14 protein-coding genes are annotated in these 17205 nt (G+C 63.7%); 7 read left to right on the top strand and 7 right to left on the bottom strand.

What is annotated here, in order from left to right; genetic code table 11:
• The first annotated feature begins 5 nt into the window (after positions 1 to 5).
• Positions 6 to 4871, top strand: coding sequence for a PAS domain S-box protein (locus ACK41V_RS05125; RefSeq protein WP_409778740.1), 4866 nt, complete (start codon positions 6 to 8; stop codon positions 4869 to 4871).
• Between the two features lie 52 nt (positions 4872 to 4923).
• On the top strand, positions 4924 to 6054 hold the full coding sequence (locus tag ACK41V_RS05120) for a two-component system response regulator (protein ID WP_409778737.1): 1131 nt from the start codon (positions 4924 to 4926) through the stop codon (positions 6052 to 6054).
• 30 nt (positions 6055 to 6084) lie between these two features.
• Here the strand turns inward: ACK41V_RS05120 and ACK41V_RS05115 are convergent, their stop codons facing one another.
• Positions 6085 to 7044 (bottom strand): inositol monophosphatase family protein, encoded by a 960-nt coding sequence (locus ACK41V_RS05115; RefSeq protein WP_409778734.1) that lies wholly within the window; start codon positions 7042 to 7044, stop codon positions 6085 to 6087.
• A gap of 209 nt (positions 7045 to 7253) precedes the next feature.
• Between ACK41V_RS05115 and ACK41V_RS05110 the strand changes: the two genes are divergently transcribed.
• Together ACK41V_RS05110 and cysE are read left to right on the top strand one after the other, a co-directional pair.
• Positions 7254 to 8066, top strand: a complete 813-nt coding sequence (locus ACK41V_RS05110) for an RNA methyltransferase (RefSeq protein ID WP_409778731.1) — start codon at positions 7254 to 7256, stop codon at positions 8064 to 8066.
• Between the two features lie 34 nt (positions 8067 to 8100).
• Positions 8101 to 8880 carry a serine O-acetyltransferase gene (gene cysE, locus ACK41V_RS05105; RefSeq protein WP_409778730.1) on the top strand — a complete coding sequence of 260 codons (780 nt, stop codon included), beginning with the start codon at positions 8101 to 8103 and terminating at the stop codon, positions 8878 to 8880.
• 71 nt (positions 8881 to 8951) lie between these two features.
• Here the strand turns inward: cysE and ACK41V_RS05100 are convergent, their stop codons facing one another.
• From ACK41V_RS05100 to yjgA, 3 genes are all read right to left on the bottom strand, one after another.
• On the bottom strand, positions 8952 to 9971 hold the full coding sequence (locus ACK41V_RS05100) for a hypothetical protein (RefSeq protein WP_409778727.1): 1020 nt from the start codon (positions 9969 to 9971) through the stop codon (positions 8952 to 8954).
• Between the two features lie 62 nt (positions 9972 to 10033).
• Complete coding sequence (gene mog / locus ACK41V_RS05095; RefSeq protein ID WP_409778724.1) at positions 10034 to 10639, bottom strand: molybdopterin adenylyltransferase; 606 nt, start codon at positions 10637 to 10639, stop codon at positions 10034 to 10036.
• Positions 10632 to 11306 carry a ribosome biogenesis factor YjgA gene (yjgA, locus tag ACK41V_RS05090; protein WP_409778721.1) on the bottom strand — a complete coding sequence of 225 codons (675 nt, stop codon included), beginning with the start codon at positions 11304 to 11306 and terminating at the stop codon, positions 10632 to 10634. The genes mog and yjgA overlap by 8 nt, the downstream gene beginning before the upstream one ends.
• A 65-nt stretch (positions 11307 to 11371) precedes the next feature.
• Between yjgA and pmbA the strand changes: the two genes are divergently transcribed.
• On the top strand, positions 11372 to 12814 hold the full coding sequence (gene pmbA, locus ACK41V_RS05085; RefSeq protein ID WP_409778718.1) for a metalloprotease PmbA: 1443 nt from the start codon (positions 11372 to 11374) through the stop codon (positions 12812 to 12814).
• Between the two features lie 91 nt (positions 12815 to 12905).
• Here pmbA and ACK41V_RS05080 read toward each other — a convergent pair whose 3' ends face one another.
• Entirely contained in the window at positions 12906 to 13577 is a 672-nt protein-coding gene (locus tag ACK41V_RS05080; protein WP_409778717.1) for a TetR/AcrR family transcriptional regulator, read from the bottom strand.
• A gap of 74 nt (positions 13578 to 13651) precedes the next feature.
• On the opposite strand from ACK41V_RS05080, the gene ACK41V_RS05075 reads away from it, so the two are divergent.
• A complete protein-coding gene (locus ACK41V_RS05075; protein WP_409778714.1) occupies positions 13652 to 14683 on the top strand; it encodes a saccharopine dehydrogenase NADP-binding domain-containing protein in 1032 nt (343 codons plus the stop codon).
• A gap of 75 nt (positions 14684 to 14758) precedes the next feature.
• On the opposite strand, the gene ACK41V_RS05070 is transcribed toward ACK41V_RS05075, so the two are convergent.
• Positions 14759 to 15646, bottom strand: a complete 888-nt coding sequence (locus ACK41V_RS05070) for a LysR family transcriptional regulator (protein WP_409778711.1) — start codon at positions 15644 to 15646, stop codon at positions 14759 to 14761.
• 62 nt (positions 15647 to 15708) lie between these two features.
• Between ACK41V_RS05070 and ACK41V_RS05065 the strand changes: the two genes are divergently transcribed.
• On the top strand, positions 15709 to 15939 hold the full coding sequence (locus ACK41V_RS05065; RefSeq protein ID WP_409778708.1) for a hypothetical protein: 231 nt from the start codon (positions 15709 to 15711) through the stop codon (positions 15937 to 15939).
• 100 nt (positions 15940 to 16039) lie between these two features.
• On the opposite strand, the gene ACK41V_RS05060 is transcribed toward ACK41V_RS05065, so the two are convergent.
• Positions 16040 to 17080, bottom strand: coding sequence for a patatin-like phospholipase family protein (locus tag ACK41V_RS05060; RefSeq protein ID WP_409778706.1), 1041 nt, complete (start codon positions 17078 to 17080; stop codon positions 16040 to 16042).
• Positions 17081 to 17205 lie beyond the last annotated feature (125 nt).

Here is a 17205-nt window from a genome sequence, read left to right as displayed (position 1 = left end):
ACGCCATGAATCGCGTGGGCGAGGGCACCGGCATGTGGTTCGACAAGGTGCTGGACCGCCAGGCACCCGGGGTGCGCGGCCTGGTGCTGGTGTGCGCGGTGGCCCTGCTGGGCGCGTGGCTGGTGGTGCAGGCGGCGGCCCATTGGCGCGCGTCTGAGCGGGCGGTTGAACGGTCGCGCCTGCTGCTGCAGACGGCCGATGCCATGCTCAGCCAAACCATGGGCGGGGGCATGTTGGGAGCCGTTTCGTTGCTGGGTTTGAGCGAGCCCCTGCTCAAGGACATGGCCAAAGGCCATCTGGCGCCGGATGACGCCGAAGCTTTGGCCCGCCTGGCTGTGGCGCGCGGACGCTTTCAGGTCAATGGCGTGTATGTGATGTCCGCCGATGGCACGGTGGTGGCCCACGAGACGGCGGGCGACCGGTCCACCGGCATCAACCTGGCGTTCCGGCCGTATTTTCAGCAGGCCATCAACGGCGCCAACAGTGTGTATGCCGCCATTGGCAGCAACACCCAGGAGCGTGGCCTGTACTACGCGGCTCCGCTCTATGAAAGCGACACCCCGTCAAGCGCCATCATTGGTGTGGTGATGTTCCGGATAGGGGTGGAGTCTTTCGACGGGTTGCTCAAGCGCTCGGGCCTGACCACGGTGCTGCTGTCACCCCAGGGTGTGGCGTTTTCATCCACCCGCCCTGACTGGCTGTTTGCCGTGGCGCCGCCGCTCACCCAGGCGCGCATCGACGGCATTCGGGCATCGCGGCAGTTTGGCAACCACTTTGAAAACGGCGTGGCCTCTGCATTGCCGTTTGCGCCGGATGCGGACAGCGTCATGCTCAACGGCGTGGACTATGCGGTGGATCGCCGCAGCATCGACTGGAACGACCCCGGCGGCAACTGGCAATTGGTGGTGTTGGACGACATCAGCGCGCTGATGTCCACCACCCAGCGGATGCAGGTGGGTGGTGTCGCGTTTGTACTGCTGGGGCTGATGGGGCTGCTGACGTTGGCCTTGCTGCGCAGCCGTGCGCGGGTGGCCACTGCGTTAGAACGGTTTGGCGTGCTGGGGGCTGCACTGGAGAGCAGTCCGGTCTCCGTGGTGATCACCGATGGGGATGGCCGCATCGAATGGGTAAACCCGCAGTACGAACGCAACACCGGCTACGCACTGGACGAGGTGCGGGGCAAGAAACCGTCGTTGGTGGCCAGTGGCCAGACACCTGCGCAGACCTACCAGGTGATGTGGTCCACGTTGTTGTCCGGTCAGTCGTGGCAAGGGCATTTTGTGAACCGCCGCAAGGATGGCAGCACCTACCACGATGAAGCCACGCTGTCGCCGGTGTTTGATGCGCGGGGCAACCGCATCGCCATCGTGGGCCTGCACGAGGACGTGTCCGAACGCATCCAGGCCCAAAAAGAGCTGGAGCGCCGCGAGCGGTTGCTCAACGAGTTGCTGGAGCAGCAAACCGCCATTTTCGATAACGCGCCGCCCATTGTGTTGGTGTGTGAAGGGCAGTTTCGCCAGTTCAACCCGGCGTTCGTGGAACTCATGGGCGGCACGGCCTCGCAACTGCTCGGGTTGGGTGTGTCTGCGCTGTTTGGCAGCACGGGCAACTCTGACCTTTTTGCCGCCCGTGTGGCGCCGGGCCTCGCTGCGGGCCAAGCGCTGCGGGAGACCGCAACCCTGCACCGCCTGGACGGCAGCAGCTTCGAAGCGCGCTTGGCAGGCCGCAGCCTGAAGATTGAAGGTTTTAGTACCGCGTCGATCTGGGTCATCGAAGATGTGAGCGAACAGCGCCGGGCTGAAGTGGCCATGCAGCAAGCCAAAGACCGTCTGGAGCTGGCGCAGGAGGCCGGCAAGATCGGCGTGTTCGACATTGACCTGGTGGCCGATCAGGTGCTGTGGAGCGAAAAACTGGTCGCCATGCTGGGCTTGCCGCCCGACGAGCAGGTGCGCAGCCAACGCGACTGGATGGCGCGCCTGCACCCCGATGACCGGGACCGCGCGACCGCGCATTTCGCTCAAACACTTGCCAGCGGCGCCACGGATCTGCGCGATTCGTGGCGCATCGTCCGGCCTGATGGCGAGGTGCGGTGGTTTTTGTCGGCCGCGCGCATTTTTCGCGATGAAACGGGCCGTCCCGTGCGTGTGGTGGGCGTCAACGTGGACATCCACGACCAGAAGATGCTGGAGGCCCGCGTGGCTGAGCAGCTGGATTTCCAGCAAGCACTGATTGATGCCATTCCGGTGCCGCTGTTCTACAAAGATGCGGACGGGCGCTATATCGGCTTTAACCGCGCCTATGAGCAGGCCTTTGGGGTGCGGCGTGAGGCGCTGATCGGCAAAACGGTGATGGACCTCGACTTTTTGCCCGAGAGCGAGCGCACACGGTTTGATGCGGATTCGAACGAAGCCCTGCACGGCGTGCAGTCGGTGCACAAAGAGGTGGACATGCCCTATGCGGATGGCTTGATCCACCACACGCTGTTCTGGCTGCATGGTTTTTCGCGGCCCGATGGGTCGCCCGCTGGCGCCATTGGCACCTTTGTGGACATCACCGACCGCCAGCGCGCTGAACAAGACCTGCGCCGCGCCAAAGAGCTGGCCGAGGAGTCCACCGCGCTCAAATCCAATTTCCTGGCCAACATGAGCCACGAGATCCGCACGCCCATGAACGCGATCATCGGCATGTCGCACCTGGCGCTCAAATCCGGCCTTTCCCCGCGGCAGCACGACTACGTGAGCAAGATCCAGCAGGCGGGCCAGCATCTGCTGGGCGTGATCAACGACATCCTCGATTTTTCCAAGATCGAGGCGGGCAAACTCACGGTCGAAAAACAGCCGTTTGTGATCGACCGCATGCTGGAAAGCGTCTCGGACGTGGTGGGCTACAAGGCGGGGGCCAAGGGCCTGGAGCTGGTGTGCGACGTGGCGGCCGACGTGCCACCCAACCTGGTGGGCGATTCGTTGCGCCTGGGGCAAATTCTCATCAACTTTGCCAACAATGCCATCAAGTTCACCGAGGCGGGTGAGATCAGCCTTGCCGTGCGATTGCTGGAGGAGGCGGGCAACCGCGTCATGCTGCGGTTTGAAGTGCGCGACACCGGCATTGGATTGACCCCGGAGCAGATGGGCCGCTTGTTCCAGAGTTTTCAGCAAGCCGACACCTCCACCACGCGCCGCTACGGCGGCACGGGTCTGGGCCTGGCTATTTGCAAGAGCCTAGCAGAGCTCATGGGCGGTGAGGTGGGGGTGGACAGCACGTTCGGCAAAGGGTCCACCTTCTGGGTGTCGTTGCCGCTGGAACGGGGCGCCCCGGCGCGGGTGCTGCTGCCCCCGCCCGACTTGCGCGGCAGCCGCGTGCTGGTGGTGGACGACAACCACACCGCAGCGACCGTGCTGTCGGACATGTTGCACGCCATGGGTTTTGAGGTGGAGCAGGCTTATTCGGGTCTGGAGGCGCTGGACCGGTTGCGCGAGTCGATGGTCCAGCAGAGGCTTTTTGGCTTGCTGCTGCTGGATTGGCACATGCCCGGTATGGACGGGATCGAACTGGCGGGGCACATCCGCAGCCTGGGCATGACAGAGGTACCGCAGATGCTGATGGTCACCGCCTACGGCCGCGAAGACGTGATGCGGGCCGCCCGCGCCCAAGGTATCGAGACCGTGCTCATCAAACCCGTCAATGCGTCGCTGCTGTTCGACACGTTGATGCAGCCGCTGGAGCATTCCACCCACAGCGGTCGCCGCGTGGTGACCCCGGCACCCGCTGCGGACGAATTGCCGCTGGAAATCCGCGGTGCCTATGTTCTGCTGGTGGAAGACAACGAACTCAATCAGATGGTGGCGGTGGAACTGCTGCAGGACGCAGGTTTTGCCGTGGACGTGGCCGAGAACGGGCGCATTGCCATCGACCGCATCGAGCGAAAACACTACGACGTGGTGCTGATGGACATGCAGATGCCCATCATGGACGGCGAGACCGCCACCCGCCAATTGCGTGCCGATCCACGCCATGCGAACCTGCCCATCATCGCCATGACCGCCAACGCCATGGAAACCGACCGCCAACGGTGTTTTGCTGCGGGCATGAATGACCATGTGGCCAAGCCCATCGAACCCGCCGCGTTGTGGGCGGCGCTGGGCCGCTGGATACGCCCCCGCGCAGGCCTGGGGGCGCCGCCCACCGGTGCACCGCCGGTGGTGGCCGTGGGTGCGATCACGGCGCCGCCCGCGCCAGATCGTGCGACCACCGTGCCCCTGCCGAATGTGGCGGGGCTTGACACCACGCTGGGCCTGCAGCGCGCGCTGGGCAAACGGGGCCTGTATGTAGAAATGCTGCGCCGCTTCAGCGAAGGCCAATCGCACGTGCTGAACGACCTGCAGCAGGCCCTGGCAACGGGCGATGCCGTTCTGGCCGAGCGCCTGGCCCACACGCTGCGGTCGGTGGCCGCCAACATCGGTGCGCAAGCGGTGTCCGATCGCGCCCAGGCCCTGGAAAATGCCCTGCGCTCCCAGCAAACCGCCAGCACCCAGACCGAATTGTTGGTTGAACTGGGGACTGCGTTGCTGCCCGTGCTGGGCGGCCTGCAGGCGTGGATGCCCCAGGCGGATGCCGCGGTGGTGGCAATGCCCGCCGCTGTTGCTGTGTCCCCAGAGACGGCAGACACCGCCGAGCGCCTGCGCCATCTGCTGTCGCAGGACGATCCAGCAGCCACCGAATTTTTCCAACACAATGCCAGTGTGCTGAAGGCGCTGTTGGGAGACGCCTTCAAAGTGGTCGAGATGCACACCCTGAACTTTGATTTCGAGCAGGCACTAGAGGCCATGGCCGCCGTGTCGGGCCCGGAACACCCTGTCGTTCACGCCCCCTGAACGGCGCAAAACGCCATACGCCATAAGCCACACGCATTACGCAGGACACTCCATGGACAACGCGCCCTTTGCCTCCAATCAGGCAGCTCTCGTTGATAAGCCGATTGCCACCGTGCTGGTGGTGGACGACACGCCGGACAACCTCACCCTCATGGGCAGTTTGCTGCGCGAACACTTTCTGGTGAAGGTGGCCAACCATGGCGAAAAGGCGCTGAAGATTGCGCAATCGGGCACGCCGCCAGATTTGATCCTGCTCGACATCATGATGCCGGAGATTGACGGCTACGAAGTGTGCCGCCGCCTGAAGGCCGCAGCGGCCACGCGCGACATCCCCGTGATTTTTCTGACCGCCCGGTCCGACCCGGACGATGAACGCATGGGCCTTGCGATGGGCGCGGTGGACTACATCACCAAGCCCATCAGCCCGCCCATCCTGCTGGCGCGCGTCAATACGCACTTGGCGCTCAAAGCGACGGCGGATTTTTTGCGCGACAAAAGCGCCTATCTGGAGCGCGAAGTGGCCATGCGCACGCTGGAGGTGCAGGCCATCCAGGACGTGACCATCATGGCCATGACGTCCCTGGCCGAAACGCGCGACAACGAAACCGGCAACCACATCCGCCGCACGCAGCTGTATGTGAAGACGCTGGCCGAGCGGCTGCGGCACCACCCGCGGTTCGAGCATCTGCTCAACGACCGCATGATCGAATTGCTCTACAAGTCTGCCCCGCTGCACGACATCGGCAAGATCGGCATTCCGGACAGCATCTTGCTCAAACCAGGCAAACTCACGGTGGAAGAGTTCGAGGTCATGAAGACCCACACCACGCTCGGCCGAAATGCCATTGAAGACGCGGAGCGCCGCCTTGGCATGCGGGTGGCGTTCTTGAGCGTCTCCAAGGAGATCGCCTACAGCCATCAGGAAAAGTGGGATGGCTCGGGTTACCCCGTGGGGCTGGCGGGCGACGCCATTCCCATGTCAGCGCGCCTCATGGCGGTGGCGGACGTGTACGACGCACTCATCAGCAAGCGCGTCTACAAGCCCGCCTTCTCGCACGACCAGGCCTGCAGCACCATCGTGCGCGGCAAAGGCACGCACTTTGACCCGGACATGGTGGATGCGTTTGTGGACATTGCGGAAGACTTCCGCAGCATTGCCCAGAAATACCCGGACCCGAACTGAACCTCGCCCCTGAGGGGCGAGGTTCAGTAATCAGAACGGAGCGTCTTGGCTTTTGGGCGCGTCGGCCTCTGGGGTGGCTTCCGCTGCGCTGGAGTCCACTTCAGCGACGGCATCGCCCTCGGCGGTGTTCGCGGGAGCATCTGCCGCAGCCGCCTGGCGCACAGCGGCCTTGTCGCCAGCGCTCGCAAACTTGCTGTACTTGCCCAGAATAGGTACCAGCTGACCGTAGATGCGCGGGTTGCCTGCCAGGCATTCGCGCTGTTCCAGAAAGTCCGCCTCGCCCGTGAAGTTGCCCACTAGGCCACCAGCCTCGGTCACCAGCAGCGAGCCCGCCGCCACGTCCCAGATCGACAGGCCGGTTTCAAAGAAACCGTCGGTGTAGCCCGCGGCCACATAGGCCAGGTCCAGCGCGGCGGCGCCGGGGCGGCGCAGGCCGGCCGTGCGCTGCATCACGTCGCTCATCATGTTCAGGTAGCTCTTGAAGTTGTCGCCCGGGCGGAAGGGGAAGCCCGTGGAGATCAGGCAGTCCTTGAGCTGGGTGCGCTTGCTCACGCGGATGCGGCGCTCGTTCAGGTAGGCGCCGCGGCCCTTGGTCGATGTGAACAGATCGTTGCGCGACGGGTCATAAATGACGGCCTGCTCGACCTTGCCTTTGACGGCCAGGGCGATGCTCACGCAGTACACGGGAAAGCCGTGGATGAAATTGGTGGTGCCGTCCAGCGGGTCGATGATCCAGACGAACTCTGAATCCTTGGCGCCGTATTCGGTGCCCGACTCTTCGGCCAGGATGCCGTGGCCGGGGTAGGCCGTCAGCAGCGTCTCGATGATGATTTTTTCGGACGCATGGTCCACTTCAGTCACAAAGTCGTTGATCTGCTTTTGCGAGATCCGCACCGATTCCACGTCAAGTGCCGCGCGGTTGATGATGGCGCCGGCGGCGCGTGCGGCCTTGATGGCCACGTTAAGCATGGGGTGCAGGTTGGACGACATAAATTGTGGTGGTGAGCAGGGTGCCCGTTGAAGGGGCAGCCTGCGAATCAGGAGCGGTGCGATCCGTCCCGGCGATGCGGGCGGCGACAATGAGGGCGAGATTTTACCCGCAGAGCCAGTTTTTGCCTAACCTGCGGGTCTTTGCCCACGCCGCCCCTGCGCCACGCTGGCCCCGTTTTTTGCCCTGCTCACCCATCTTTTTCGCTGCCATGAAGACCCGTTTTGTCCTGATCAACACCAGCCATGCCGGCAACGTAGGCGCAGCCGCCCGCGCCATGAAAACCATGGGGTTTGACGACCTGGTGCTGGTGGCCCCGCGCTGGCCCAACGTGCTGCGGCGCGAGGAAACCATCCAGCGCGCGAGCGGCGCACTCGATGTGCTGGAGAACGCACGCATCGTCGCCACGCTGGATGAGGCGCTGGACGGCATCAGCCACCTGTGCGCTACGGCGATGACCCCGCGCGACTTTGGCCCGCCCACCGAATCGCCGCGTGCCCACTTCGATTTGCTATTAAAACAAGAGCTGTCAGCGCTTGATGGACAAGCGCTAGAGGCCAAAAACACTCAAAACCCTGGCGAATCATCATCCAAAGCGCAAGTGACCGCCAGCCAGACAGGTGTGGCCTTCCTTTTCGGCTCCGAGCGTTTTGGCATGACCAACGAAGACGTCTACCGTTGCCATGTGGCGCTGTCCATTCCCACCAACCCCGGCTTTGGCTCGCTCAACCTCGGCGCCGCCATTCAGGTGATTGCGTACGAATGGCGCACGGCCCTGGGTGGATTTGCGGTGCAGGATGCGACAGCCGCCCGTGCCGTGGCGGATGCCGCTCAGGTGGCGGGCATGCTGGGCCACTGGGAGCAGGCGCTCACCGACATCGGTTTTCTGGACCCCGCCGCGCCCAAGAAGCTCATGCCCCGCCTTAACCAACTTTTCAACCGCGCGCAGCTCAGTCCCGAGGAAATCCACATCCTGCGAGGTGTCGCCAAAGCCATGATCGAGACTGCACAGTCAAAACGATAGACTGGCAGCCCATTTACAAATAACCATAACAACGATGTTTGCCCGCCTGCGCTCCGATATCCAGTGCATCCTCGACCGCGATCCTGCCGCGCGCAGCACGTGGGAGGTGATCACCTGTTATCCGGGCCTGCACGCGATCTGGCTGCATCGGCCCGCTCACTGGTGCTGGCACCACGGGCTCAAGTGGCCTGGCCGCTTTATCTCGCACTTTGCGCGCTGGTTCACTGGCATCGAGATCCACCCCGGCGCCAAGATTGGCGAACGCGTGTTCTTCGACCACGCCATGGGTGTGGTGGTGGGCGAGACGGCCGAGATTGGCGACGGCTGCACCATCTACCAGGGCGTCACGCTGGGCGGTACCTCGCTGTACAAGGGCGCCAAGCGCCATCCCACGCTGGGCAAGGATGTGGTGGTGAGTGCAGGCGCCAAGGTGCTGGGCGGCTTTGAAGTGGGCGACGGCGCCAAGATCGGCAGCAACGCCGTGGTCATCAAGCCCGTGCCCCCCGGTGCCACGGCGGTGGGCATCCCGGCGCGCATCATCCCGTCCAAAGCAGGCGAAAGCGCCGACGTAACCGAGCCGCAGCAGGCGCGCAAGTTCACGGCCTATGGCATCACGCAGGAAGATGACCCGCTCTCGCAAGCCATGCGTGGGCTGATCGACAACGCGTCCTCGCAAGAGCACCAGATTGCGCTGCTGTGGCAGGCTATTGAGAAGCTATCAGCCAATCCGCAGAACAGGGACTGCGTGCCGTGTGACGCGGCGCTCAAGGAGCAGTTTGAGGCGGGCAAGCTCAATGAGTTGGTGGGGAAGTAGCCAATTCAGCGTGTGGTAGCCGGGACTGCGCTCCCCGCCAGCCCGTTACCCTTGCACCTGTGCGTTGTTGGTTATCCTTTTCCTTCGTAGAACTTCCGCAGCGGCGGGTCGAACAGTTCGTGGTCCAGTTGCCAAAGGCCCAGTGGGCCGTGCAGAAACGGTATGGTGTATTCGGTGCCCACCGGGAACTGCTGCCAGTAATCCTTGCCGCGTGGAAACCACATCACCGGCGGTCCTAGACGAGTGTCCACGGGCTCCAGACGGGCGACTCCCACGATGCGGTAGCGGTACTCCTGCGAAGGCGCATCCGCTAGCCATTGGTCCACCCGTTTGGCGCCGGGCAGGGCTGCACCCAGACAGGTTGCGACCAATAGGGCGACCAGGCCCCAAGACTCCCTGGATGGGATGCCGCCACGGCGCAGCCAATGGAAGGCCAGGAACCCTAAGGCGCCCATGGCGAGCAGCGTGGCGGCCATCACCAGGGGATTGAAGATCAGCGAGACGATTTGGGCATCGGTCAACTCGTAGCGGCTGATGACGAAGGAGTCGATCATGCTGAAGAAAAACAGGCCGAAGAATGCCGCTATCGTGGCGATGCTGCGCGGGCTTTTCTCCAGTGCGAAATCAGCGGTGGTTTCTTCGTCGAGCTCCAGCGCGGGGAAGGCGCTGCTCAGTATGTCGCGCAGCGCTTCTCGGGACTGCATGACGTTTCTGCTATCAGCGCAAAAGAGCAAGCTCCCTTTCGGGCTGGCGCATTCGGCCCAGTAGAAAGGCCCTTTCGCCCTCTGGCGGCCCAGCCAGTGAATCGTCAGATCGCTTTTGTTCAGGGTGATATCAATGCTCTTTTTGTTCTGGAGCCGAAATCCCAGAAAGCGAATCTTGTCCTCTTCGTCTATGAGCGCACCAGTGGCCTCGACGGCCGAATGACGCCAGAAGTTGGAGTGGTAGCTAATTCTTGCCAGGTGAATGCGCCAAAATCGCTTGCCCCGCAATTGCTTTACCAGTGCGTCTTGCTGCTTTTTTTGTTGTCGGTTTTGCCACAGAACCCACACCACGTAGGCTATCGCCAGAAGCTGAACGATATAGATCATGTAACCCTCCCCTCATCTTTGTTTGGCGCGATCTTATCGCGCAGGGGGAAGGGTGGATGCCCCTACGGCTTGGCTGTCCGCACCGCGTTCTTGGGCCGGAACGCCTTGCAAACCTCGTCCCGCGTTTCCAGATACGGCCCGCCAATCAGGTCCACGCAGTAAGGCACGGCGGCAAAGATGCCGGGCACGATTTGCTTGCCATCGGCGTCTTTCAGGCCTTCCAGCGTCTCGGCAATCGCCTTGGGCTGGCCTGGCAGATTGATGATCAGGCTCTGATCGCGGATCACTGCCACCTGCCGCGACAGGATCGCGGTGGGCACAAACTTCAGGCTGATCTGGCGCATCTGCTCGCCAAAGCCCGGCATCTCCTTGTGCGCCACGGCCAGCGTGGCCTCGGGCGTCACGTCGCGCAGGGCGGGGCCGGTGCCGCCGGTGGTCAGCACCAGGCTGCAACCGGCATCAACCAGTTCGATTAATGTGGCGCTGATGCCGTCCTGCTCATCGGGGATCAGGCGCGACTCGAACGTGATGGGGTTGTGCAGTGCGCGTGTGAGCCAGTCCTGCAGCGCAGGCAGGCCCTTGTCTTCGTAGACGCCGGTGCTGGCGCGGTCGCTGATGGAGACGATGCCGATCTTCACGGCGTCATGGCTGCTCACCGGCTCACTCATCGTTGCTGTCCTCATCGGCGTCGTCACCAGTGTTGTCCGTGCCCGTGCCACCCAGGTGTTCGCGGACCAGCTGGAACAATTCGCGGTACGCGCGGCCCTTGCGCGGGGCCAGGCCCTGCGAGACTTGCACGTTGGCGACCTTGCCTTCGGGCTGGGCATCCTTGCGGGCCTGGCGGATCAGCGCGCGCAGTTGCTGGGTGTCGGTGTCCGGGTGCTCGGCCATCCAGGGCGCCAAGGCGTCGTCATCCGCGATGAGTCGATCACGCCACTGTTCGGCCAGGTGCAGATTGAGCTTTTCGGTGGCAGAGCCCTTGTGCTGCTCTTCGAGGGCCTGGCGGGCGGCCAGCACCAGCTCGGGGTCGAGCTTGCGCATGATTTTGCCCACGTACTGCATCTGGCGGCGCTTGCCTTCAAAGTTGGTGATGCGTTTGGCCTCGGCCAGCGCATCTACCAGCTTGTCGGGCAGGCCCAACGATTCGGCCAGGTCGGCGCGCAGATTCAAAAGCTCCTTGCCCAGGTCCTGCAGTTCGTCGCTTTCGCGTTTGAGATCGGTGCGGCTGGCATCGGGCGTGCCTTTGAGTTCGGCCTTGAGCTGAATGTCCATTTCGCTGCCTTCGGCAACGAACTGGCCTCGCACAAAGTAGCCTTTTTTGGGTTTGCGTGACATGGGGTGGGGGCAAAGGGAGGGGTGACGGCGTGTGCGCCACAGCGGCAAGTATCATAGCTGCCGCTATGAATAAACCCTCCAACCGCGCCGCGCGCGCTGCAAGCGCTCCGGCCGCAGCGTCTGCACCTGCCACCTCCCGCACCCCTGACAGCGGCTTCAGCTACAGCCGCCCGTTCTTTGAAGAGCTGGTGGACCGGGCCCTGGCCCACGCCAAAAAACTGGGCGCGACCGATGCAGGCGCCGAAGCGTCCGAGGGCTGTGGCCTGTCGGTCAGCGTGCGCAAGGGCGAGCTGGAGAACGTGGAACGCAACCGGGACAAGTCGCTGGGCGTGACGGTGTACCTCGGCAAACGCCGCGGCAATGCCAGCACCTCAGACTTCTCGAACAAGGCCATCGAACAAACGGTGCAAGCCGCTTACGACATTGCGCGCTTTACGGCGGAAGACCCCATGGCGGGCCTGCCGGACGCTGACGACATCGCCCCGCTAGACACCCACCGCGACCTGGACCTGTTTCACCCCTGGGCCTTGGACAGCGAGGCCGCCGCCCGCATCGCCATGGAGTGCGAAGCCGCTGCCCTCAAAACCCACCGCCGCATTACCAACAGCGAAGGCGCGGGCGTGTCGGCCCAGCAAAGCCATTTTTTCAGCGCCCACACGCGCGGTTTTCGTGGCGGCTATGCAAGTTCGCGCCACAGCTTCTCGGTGGCGCCCATCGCGTCGCTGCCCGGCCGCAACGCCGAGATGCAGCGCGATGCTTGGTACAGCTCGATGCGCAACGCCGACGAACTGGCTTCGCCCGAGGCCGTGGGCCGCTACGCCGCGCAGCGCGCGCTGAGCCGCCTTGGCAGCCGAAAGATCCCCACCACCCAGTGCCCTGTGCTGTTCGAGTCCACCCTGGCCGCGGGCTTGCTGGGGGGCTTTGTGCAGGCGGTGAGTGGTGGCTCGCTCTATCGCAAGAGCAGCTTCTTGCTGGATTCGCTGGGCAAGATGGTCTTCCCCAAACACATCGACATCCTGGAAGACCCCTTCATCCTGCGTGGCAAGGGCAGCTCACCGTTTGACGACGAAGGCGTGCGAGTGTCTCCGCGCAAGGTGGTGCAAGGCGGGCGCGTGCAGGGGTACTTTCTGGGCAGCTACTCGGCGCGCAAGCTGGGCATGAAGACCACGGGCAACGCCGGTGGTTCGCACAACCTGACGATGACCTCGCGCCTCACGCAGAGCAGCGACAACCTGGATGCCATGCTGCAAAAGCTGGGCACCGGTCTGTTTGTGGTGGAGCTGATGGGCCAAGGCGTGAACTACGTGACCGGCGACTATTCGCGGGGTGCCAGCGGCTTCTGGGTCGAGAACGGCAAGATCGCTTACCCAGTGCACGAGATCACCATTGCAGGCAACCTCAAGGACATGCTCAAGGGCATCGAGGCCGTGGGCGCTGATGCCTACAACTACGGCGCCAAGACGGTGGGGTCCATTCTGGTCAACCGCATGAAGGTGGCTGGGAGCTGACGCCAAGCCCTCGGCATTCCCCGGCAAAGAAGCCAGCAAAAAAAGGCCGTCGTTCATCACGAGGGCCTTTTTGTTTTCGGGGAGCTGGGGGCTATGGGCTGGTCGCTTGCGCGCCCGCCAGCAAGGCCTGCACTGCCTGCAGCAGCACCGGCGTCGCTTCTTCGGCGTCGAGCAGGCCAGCACTCACAAAGGCACCGTTGATGAGCACCGCCAGTTGTGCGGCCAAGTGCTCTGGACGGGCGGTGTCCGGCAGCCGCTGGGCAATGCCGTGCAGCCGATCACGCAGGCTCTGCATGTGCCGTTGCGCCACCAGGCGGGCCGGGTGGTCCTGCTCGGCAAACTCGGCGGCCACGTTGATTTGCGGACAGCCCCGGTAATTGGCGCGGGTCAGGCGCGCGCCAATCCAGCGCATGTGGGCCTGCAGCTCATCGACGGGGTTGTCGGCATGTTGTGCAGCCACCTCATCCCACAAGCCCCAGAACTCCGCGTCTTCGCGCTCCAGAAAAGCCACGATGAGGTCATCTTTGGTGGGGAAGTAGCGGTACAGACTGGTCTTGGCCACCGCGGCTTCGGCCACCACCAGATCCACGCCCACCGCACGCACGCCGCGTTGGTAGAAGAGGGTGGAGGCGGTGTCGAGAATCCGCTCCCGCACGTCGAGGACGGTCTCTGTGCTGCTGTGAACTGCGCGGTTTCGGGCCGTTTTTGGGCGCTCTTTCGATGCTGGGTTGCCGATTGAAGCGGGCTGCTGGAGTTTGGTCATGGTTGACATGCTACAGACCTGTCTGTAATATTTAAAGAACAGACAGGTCTGTATCTATTCATTGAAAGGGTGTCATGTCTTCTTCTCTTCCATCCATTGCGGTCTACGGCGCTACGGGCCACACCGGTCGATTTGTGGTTCAACAAGCCCTATTGCGTGGCATGAACGTGGTGGCTGTCGGGCGCGACGCCGAGCGGCTTGACGCGCTGTTTTCTTCTGCCGTTGTGCGTCGCGTGGCGGAGTTGAATGACGCCCGCGCACTGGAGCAAGCCTTCATGGGCTGCGGGCTGGTCGTCAACTGCGTAGGGCCGTTTCTGGACACTGCGCCCCCTGTGGCCCAGGCGGCCTTGCGTGCTGGTTGCCACTACATCGATGTCACCGCAGAGCAACCCAGCGCAATCGCCAGCTTTGCCGAACTGCACGCCCCGGCATTGGCCGCAGGCCGTGTGGTGATCCCCGCCGCTGGGTTCTATGGCGGTCTGGCCGACTTGCTGGCCACCGCGCTGGCAGCGCTTGGGCCCATTGACGAGATTACCGTCGCCATGGGGCTCGACCGCTGGTGGCCCACGGTCGGAACCCGCCTGACGGGAGAGCGCAACAAGGCGCAACGTCTTGTTGTGCAAGGGGGACGGCTGGTGCCTTTGGTGCCTTCTCCCGAGGTGCCAGACTGGACGTTTGCATCGCCCTTGGGCACCTACGGAATGGTGGAACTGCCGTTCAGCGAAACGATTACGTTGGCGCGCCACCTGCCCGCCAATCGCATCAGCTCGCTGCTCAACCGGGCAGCGCTTGCCGACATCAGAGACGCCAGCACACCACCGCCCACGGCAGTGGACGGCAGCGGCCGGTCTGCCCAGCGCTTTGAACTGGTGGTGCGACTGCTGCAAAACGGTGAGACACGCATTGCGGGCGTGCGTGGGCAGGACATCTATGCCGTGACGGCACCCGTGGTGATCGAAGCCGCGCAACGCCTGTTGGACCCGGCGTTTCAACGCAGCGGAGCGCTGGCGCTGGGCGAGGCGATCCCGGCGGTCGAGATGCTGCGCGCGCTCCACGGGCAGGCACTGGAGGTGTTTGGGGATGCATTGCTGAACACCAACCGTTGAGTGTGGCCTCCGATCGTTTTAGGCCGGTTGTCCGATCCAGGCGGTTCCTGCGCGCAGTGCGGGGTGAGTCCGATGTCAGTCCGCAAAGTCTGCCAACACCGCCAGCACAGACCCAATGGCGGGGTTGGGCGCTGGCTGGTGGCGGTGCGCCACCGCCATTGGCCGCATCAGTGGCGGTTCCAGATGGCATATCTGCACGCCCTCGGCGCCTTGCTGGTCTTCGACTTCTTCCAGCGGCAGCAGCGCTGCACACTGGCTGGCAACTGCCAGGCTTTTCAGTGCGCCGGGGTAGCTCAGGGTTAAAAACGGGCGCGGATGGTGCCCCGCCTGCCCAAACCAGCCTGCGATGAGCCCATGCATCTGCGTGGCGGGGGCAAACGAAGCCCAGCGGCGGTGGGCCAGCCAGTCGGGGGTCACGTGCTCTGGTGCGTCCCACGCGGCGGGCAGCAGCGCCACCATCGGATCGGTGCGCCACGGCGTCAGGCGCACCTCGGCCAGCGGTGGCTGAGGGCTGGCGACAATGCCGACGTCCAGCGTGCCGGACTTCAGCCGTTGCATGGACTCGGCCGAGCCAACCGCCTCCAGCCGAATCTCCACGCCCGGGCTGCGCTGGGCCAGTGCCTCCAGCACGCGCGGCAGCAGTCGGGTGCTGACCCCCGCAGATACGCCTACCCGCACGATGCCTTCCCGTCCCGACGCATGGCGGCGCACGCGCTCTATCAGGTCATCGCCGGCCAGCAGCAGTTGGCGGCCCTCTTGCACCAGCAATTGACCGGCGGGCGTCAGCTCTGCTTGCCGTCTGCCCCGCACTACCAGGTGGGCATCCAGACGGGATTCCAGCTCTTTGATGTGCAGACTGACCGTGGGCGGCGCTAGGTGCAGCGCCTGCGCCGCGGCGGCAAACGTGCCCAGGTCTGCGATGGCAATTAGCGTTTGCAGCTGGTCAAGGTTTAGGTTACGCATCAGATTTTCTGACTTTGTACATCACAGAATTCAACTTTACAGATGTTAAGCCGGGCGTGAGCATGCCAATCATGTTTTTTCGCAACTCATCTCCCTCAAGTAGCCATCCCTGCAAACATGGTGCCCCGCTGGTGCGCGCGCCGCTGCTGTCCCCGTCGTCTGCTGTGGACGTTCAAACCATTGCGCCTGCAAAGAGCGGTCTTCCACGCTGGTTTGCGAGGGTGGGAGCCGCCATGGACAGGGCCGAGCAGCGCATCACGGACAGCTTCAAGGTGCCACCCAGCGGCGGCTGACGATGACTATGACGGCGCGGCTGTGGTTGGGTGCGTGGGCGGAATGTCTGCAGCGATCACCCCCCGGCGCGTCAACGCGGGGCGCGTTCCAACCCGGGTGTCACTGGCTGGCGCACGCGTCATCCAGCCCGGCAAACCCCGCCAGCTTCTGCATGCGCGAGCGCTTGTCCATGCAGGCCTGGCGTTCTGCCTCGGCTGCCTTTTGCTGCGCTGCACGGGTAGCCTTGTCGCGCTCTGCCTGAAGCTGAGCCACACGCTCGCGGATCTGCGGCATGGCGGCCAGGGCGGCTTTTTCGCCTTCCAGAATGGCCGCAGCGCGCTGGCTGAAATCCGTCGCGCCAATGTCCAGCACCTTCGGGCGGATGATCACATCGGCCCGCGCCAGCTCCGCCTCGCCCAGCTTCTGACCCATGATGGCAATGGACTGGTTCAGCGCGCCCAGCAGGTTGCCCGGTGACTGCCCACGGGCCTTGTTGGAGATATCGACCGCCACCACCACATCGGCGCCCAGCTGTCGCGCTGCATCCACCGGCACGGGGCTCACGATGCCTCCGTCCACAAAGTGGTATTTGCCAATGGTGACGGGCTGAAACACCCCCGGAACACTACTGGACGCACGCACCGCCTGGCCCGTATTGCCGCGTGCAAACACCGTGCGCTCGCCATCCTCCAGCCGCGTCGCCACGGCCACAAAGGGCTTGGGCAATTGCTCCAGCGGCTTGCGGCGCACTTGTTCATTGACGTAGTCCTCCAACTTCTGCCCCAGAACCAGCCCACCCGACGAGAACTGCAAATCGCGGATCTTGGCCTCGTCCAGGGCCACGGCCTTTTCCTGCAACTCAAACGCATTCATGCCGCTGGCGTACATCGCGCCCACCACACTGCCCGCGCTGGTGCCCGCCACCACCGCAGGCGCAAAGCCATTGGCCTCCAGCATCTTGATGACGCCAATGTGCGCAAAGCCCTTGGCCGCGCCGCCGCCCAGGGCTATACCGACTTTGATGGGGGCGGATGAGGGCAGTGCCGCTACGACCGGCGCGGAGGCGGTGGGAGCAGTGGGTGCGGGGCTGGGTGGTGTGCTGCCACAGGCCGCAATAGCGGTTGCGCCAATAACAGTCAGGAGACGGAAAAAGGCTTGCATGTATCTGCGGGGCGGAGCTGGGGACAGGTGGAAGGGGTTAGCTGAGCATTGAAAGCGGCAGTTGCTACAAAAAAAGAAGCTGGTAGCGCTTGATTTAAAAGGACTTCAGATAGTTTTTTATCTAA

The sequence above is a fragment of the Acidovorax sp. genome, from assembly GCF_046291265.1.
GTDB lineage: Bacteria > Pseudomonadota > Gammaproteobacteria > Burkholderiales > Burkholderiaceae_C > Acidovorax.
Note: the sequence above shows the minus strand (reverse complement) of the source record. Positions and strands in the feature narration are given on the sequence as shown.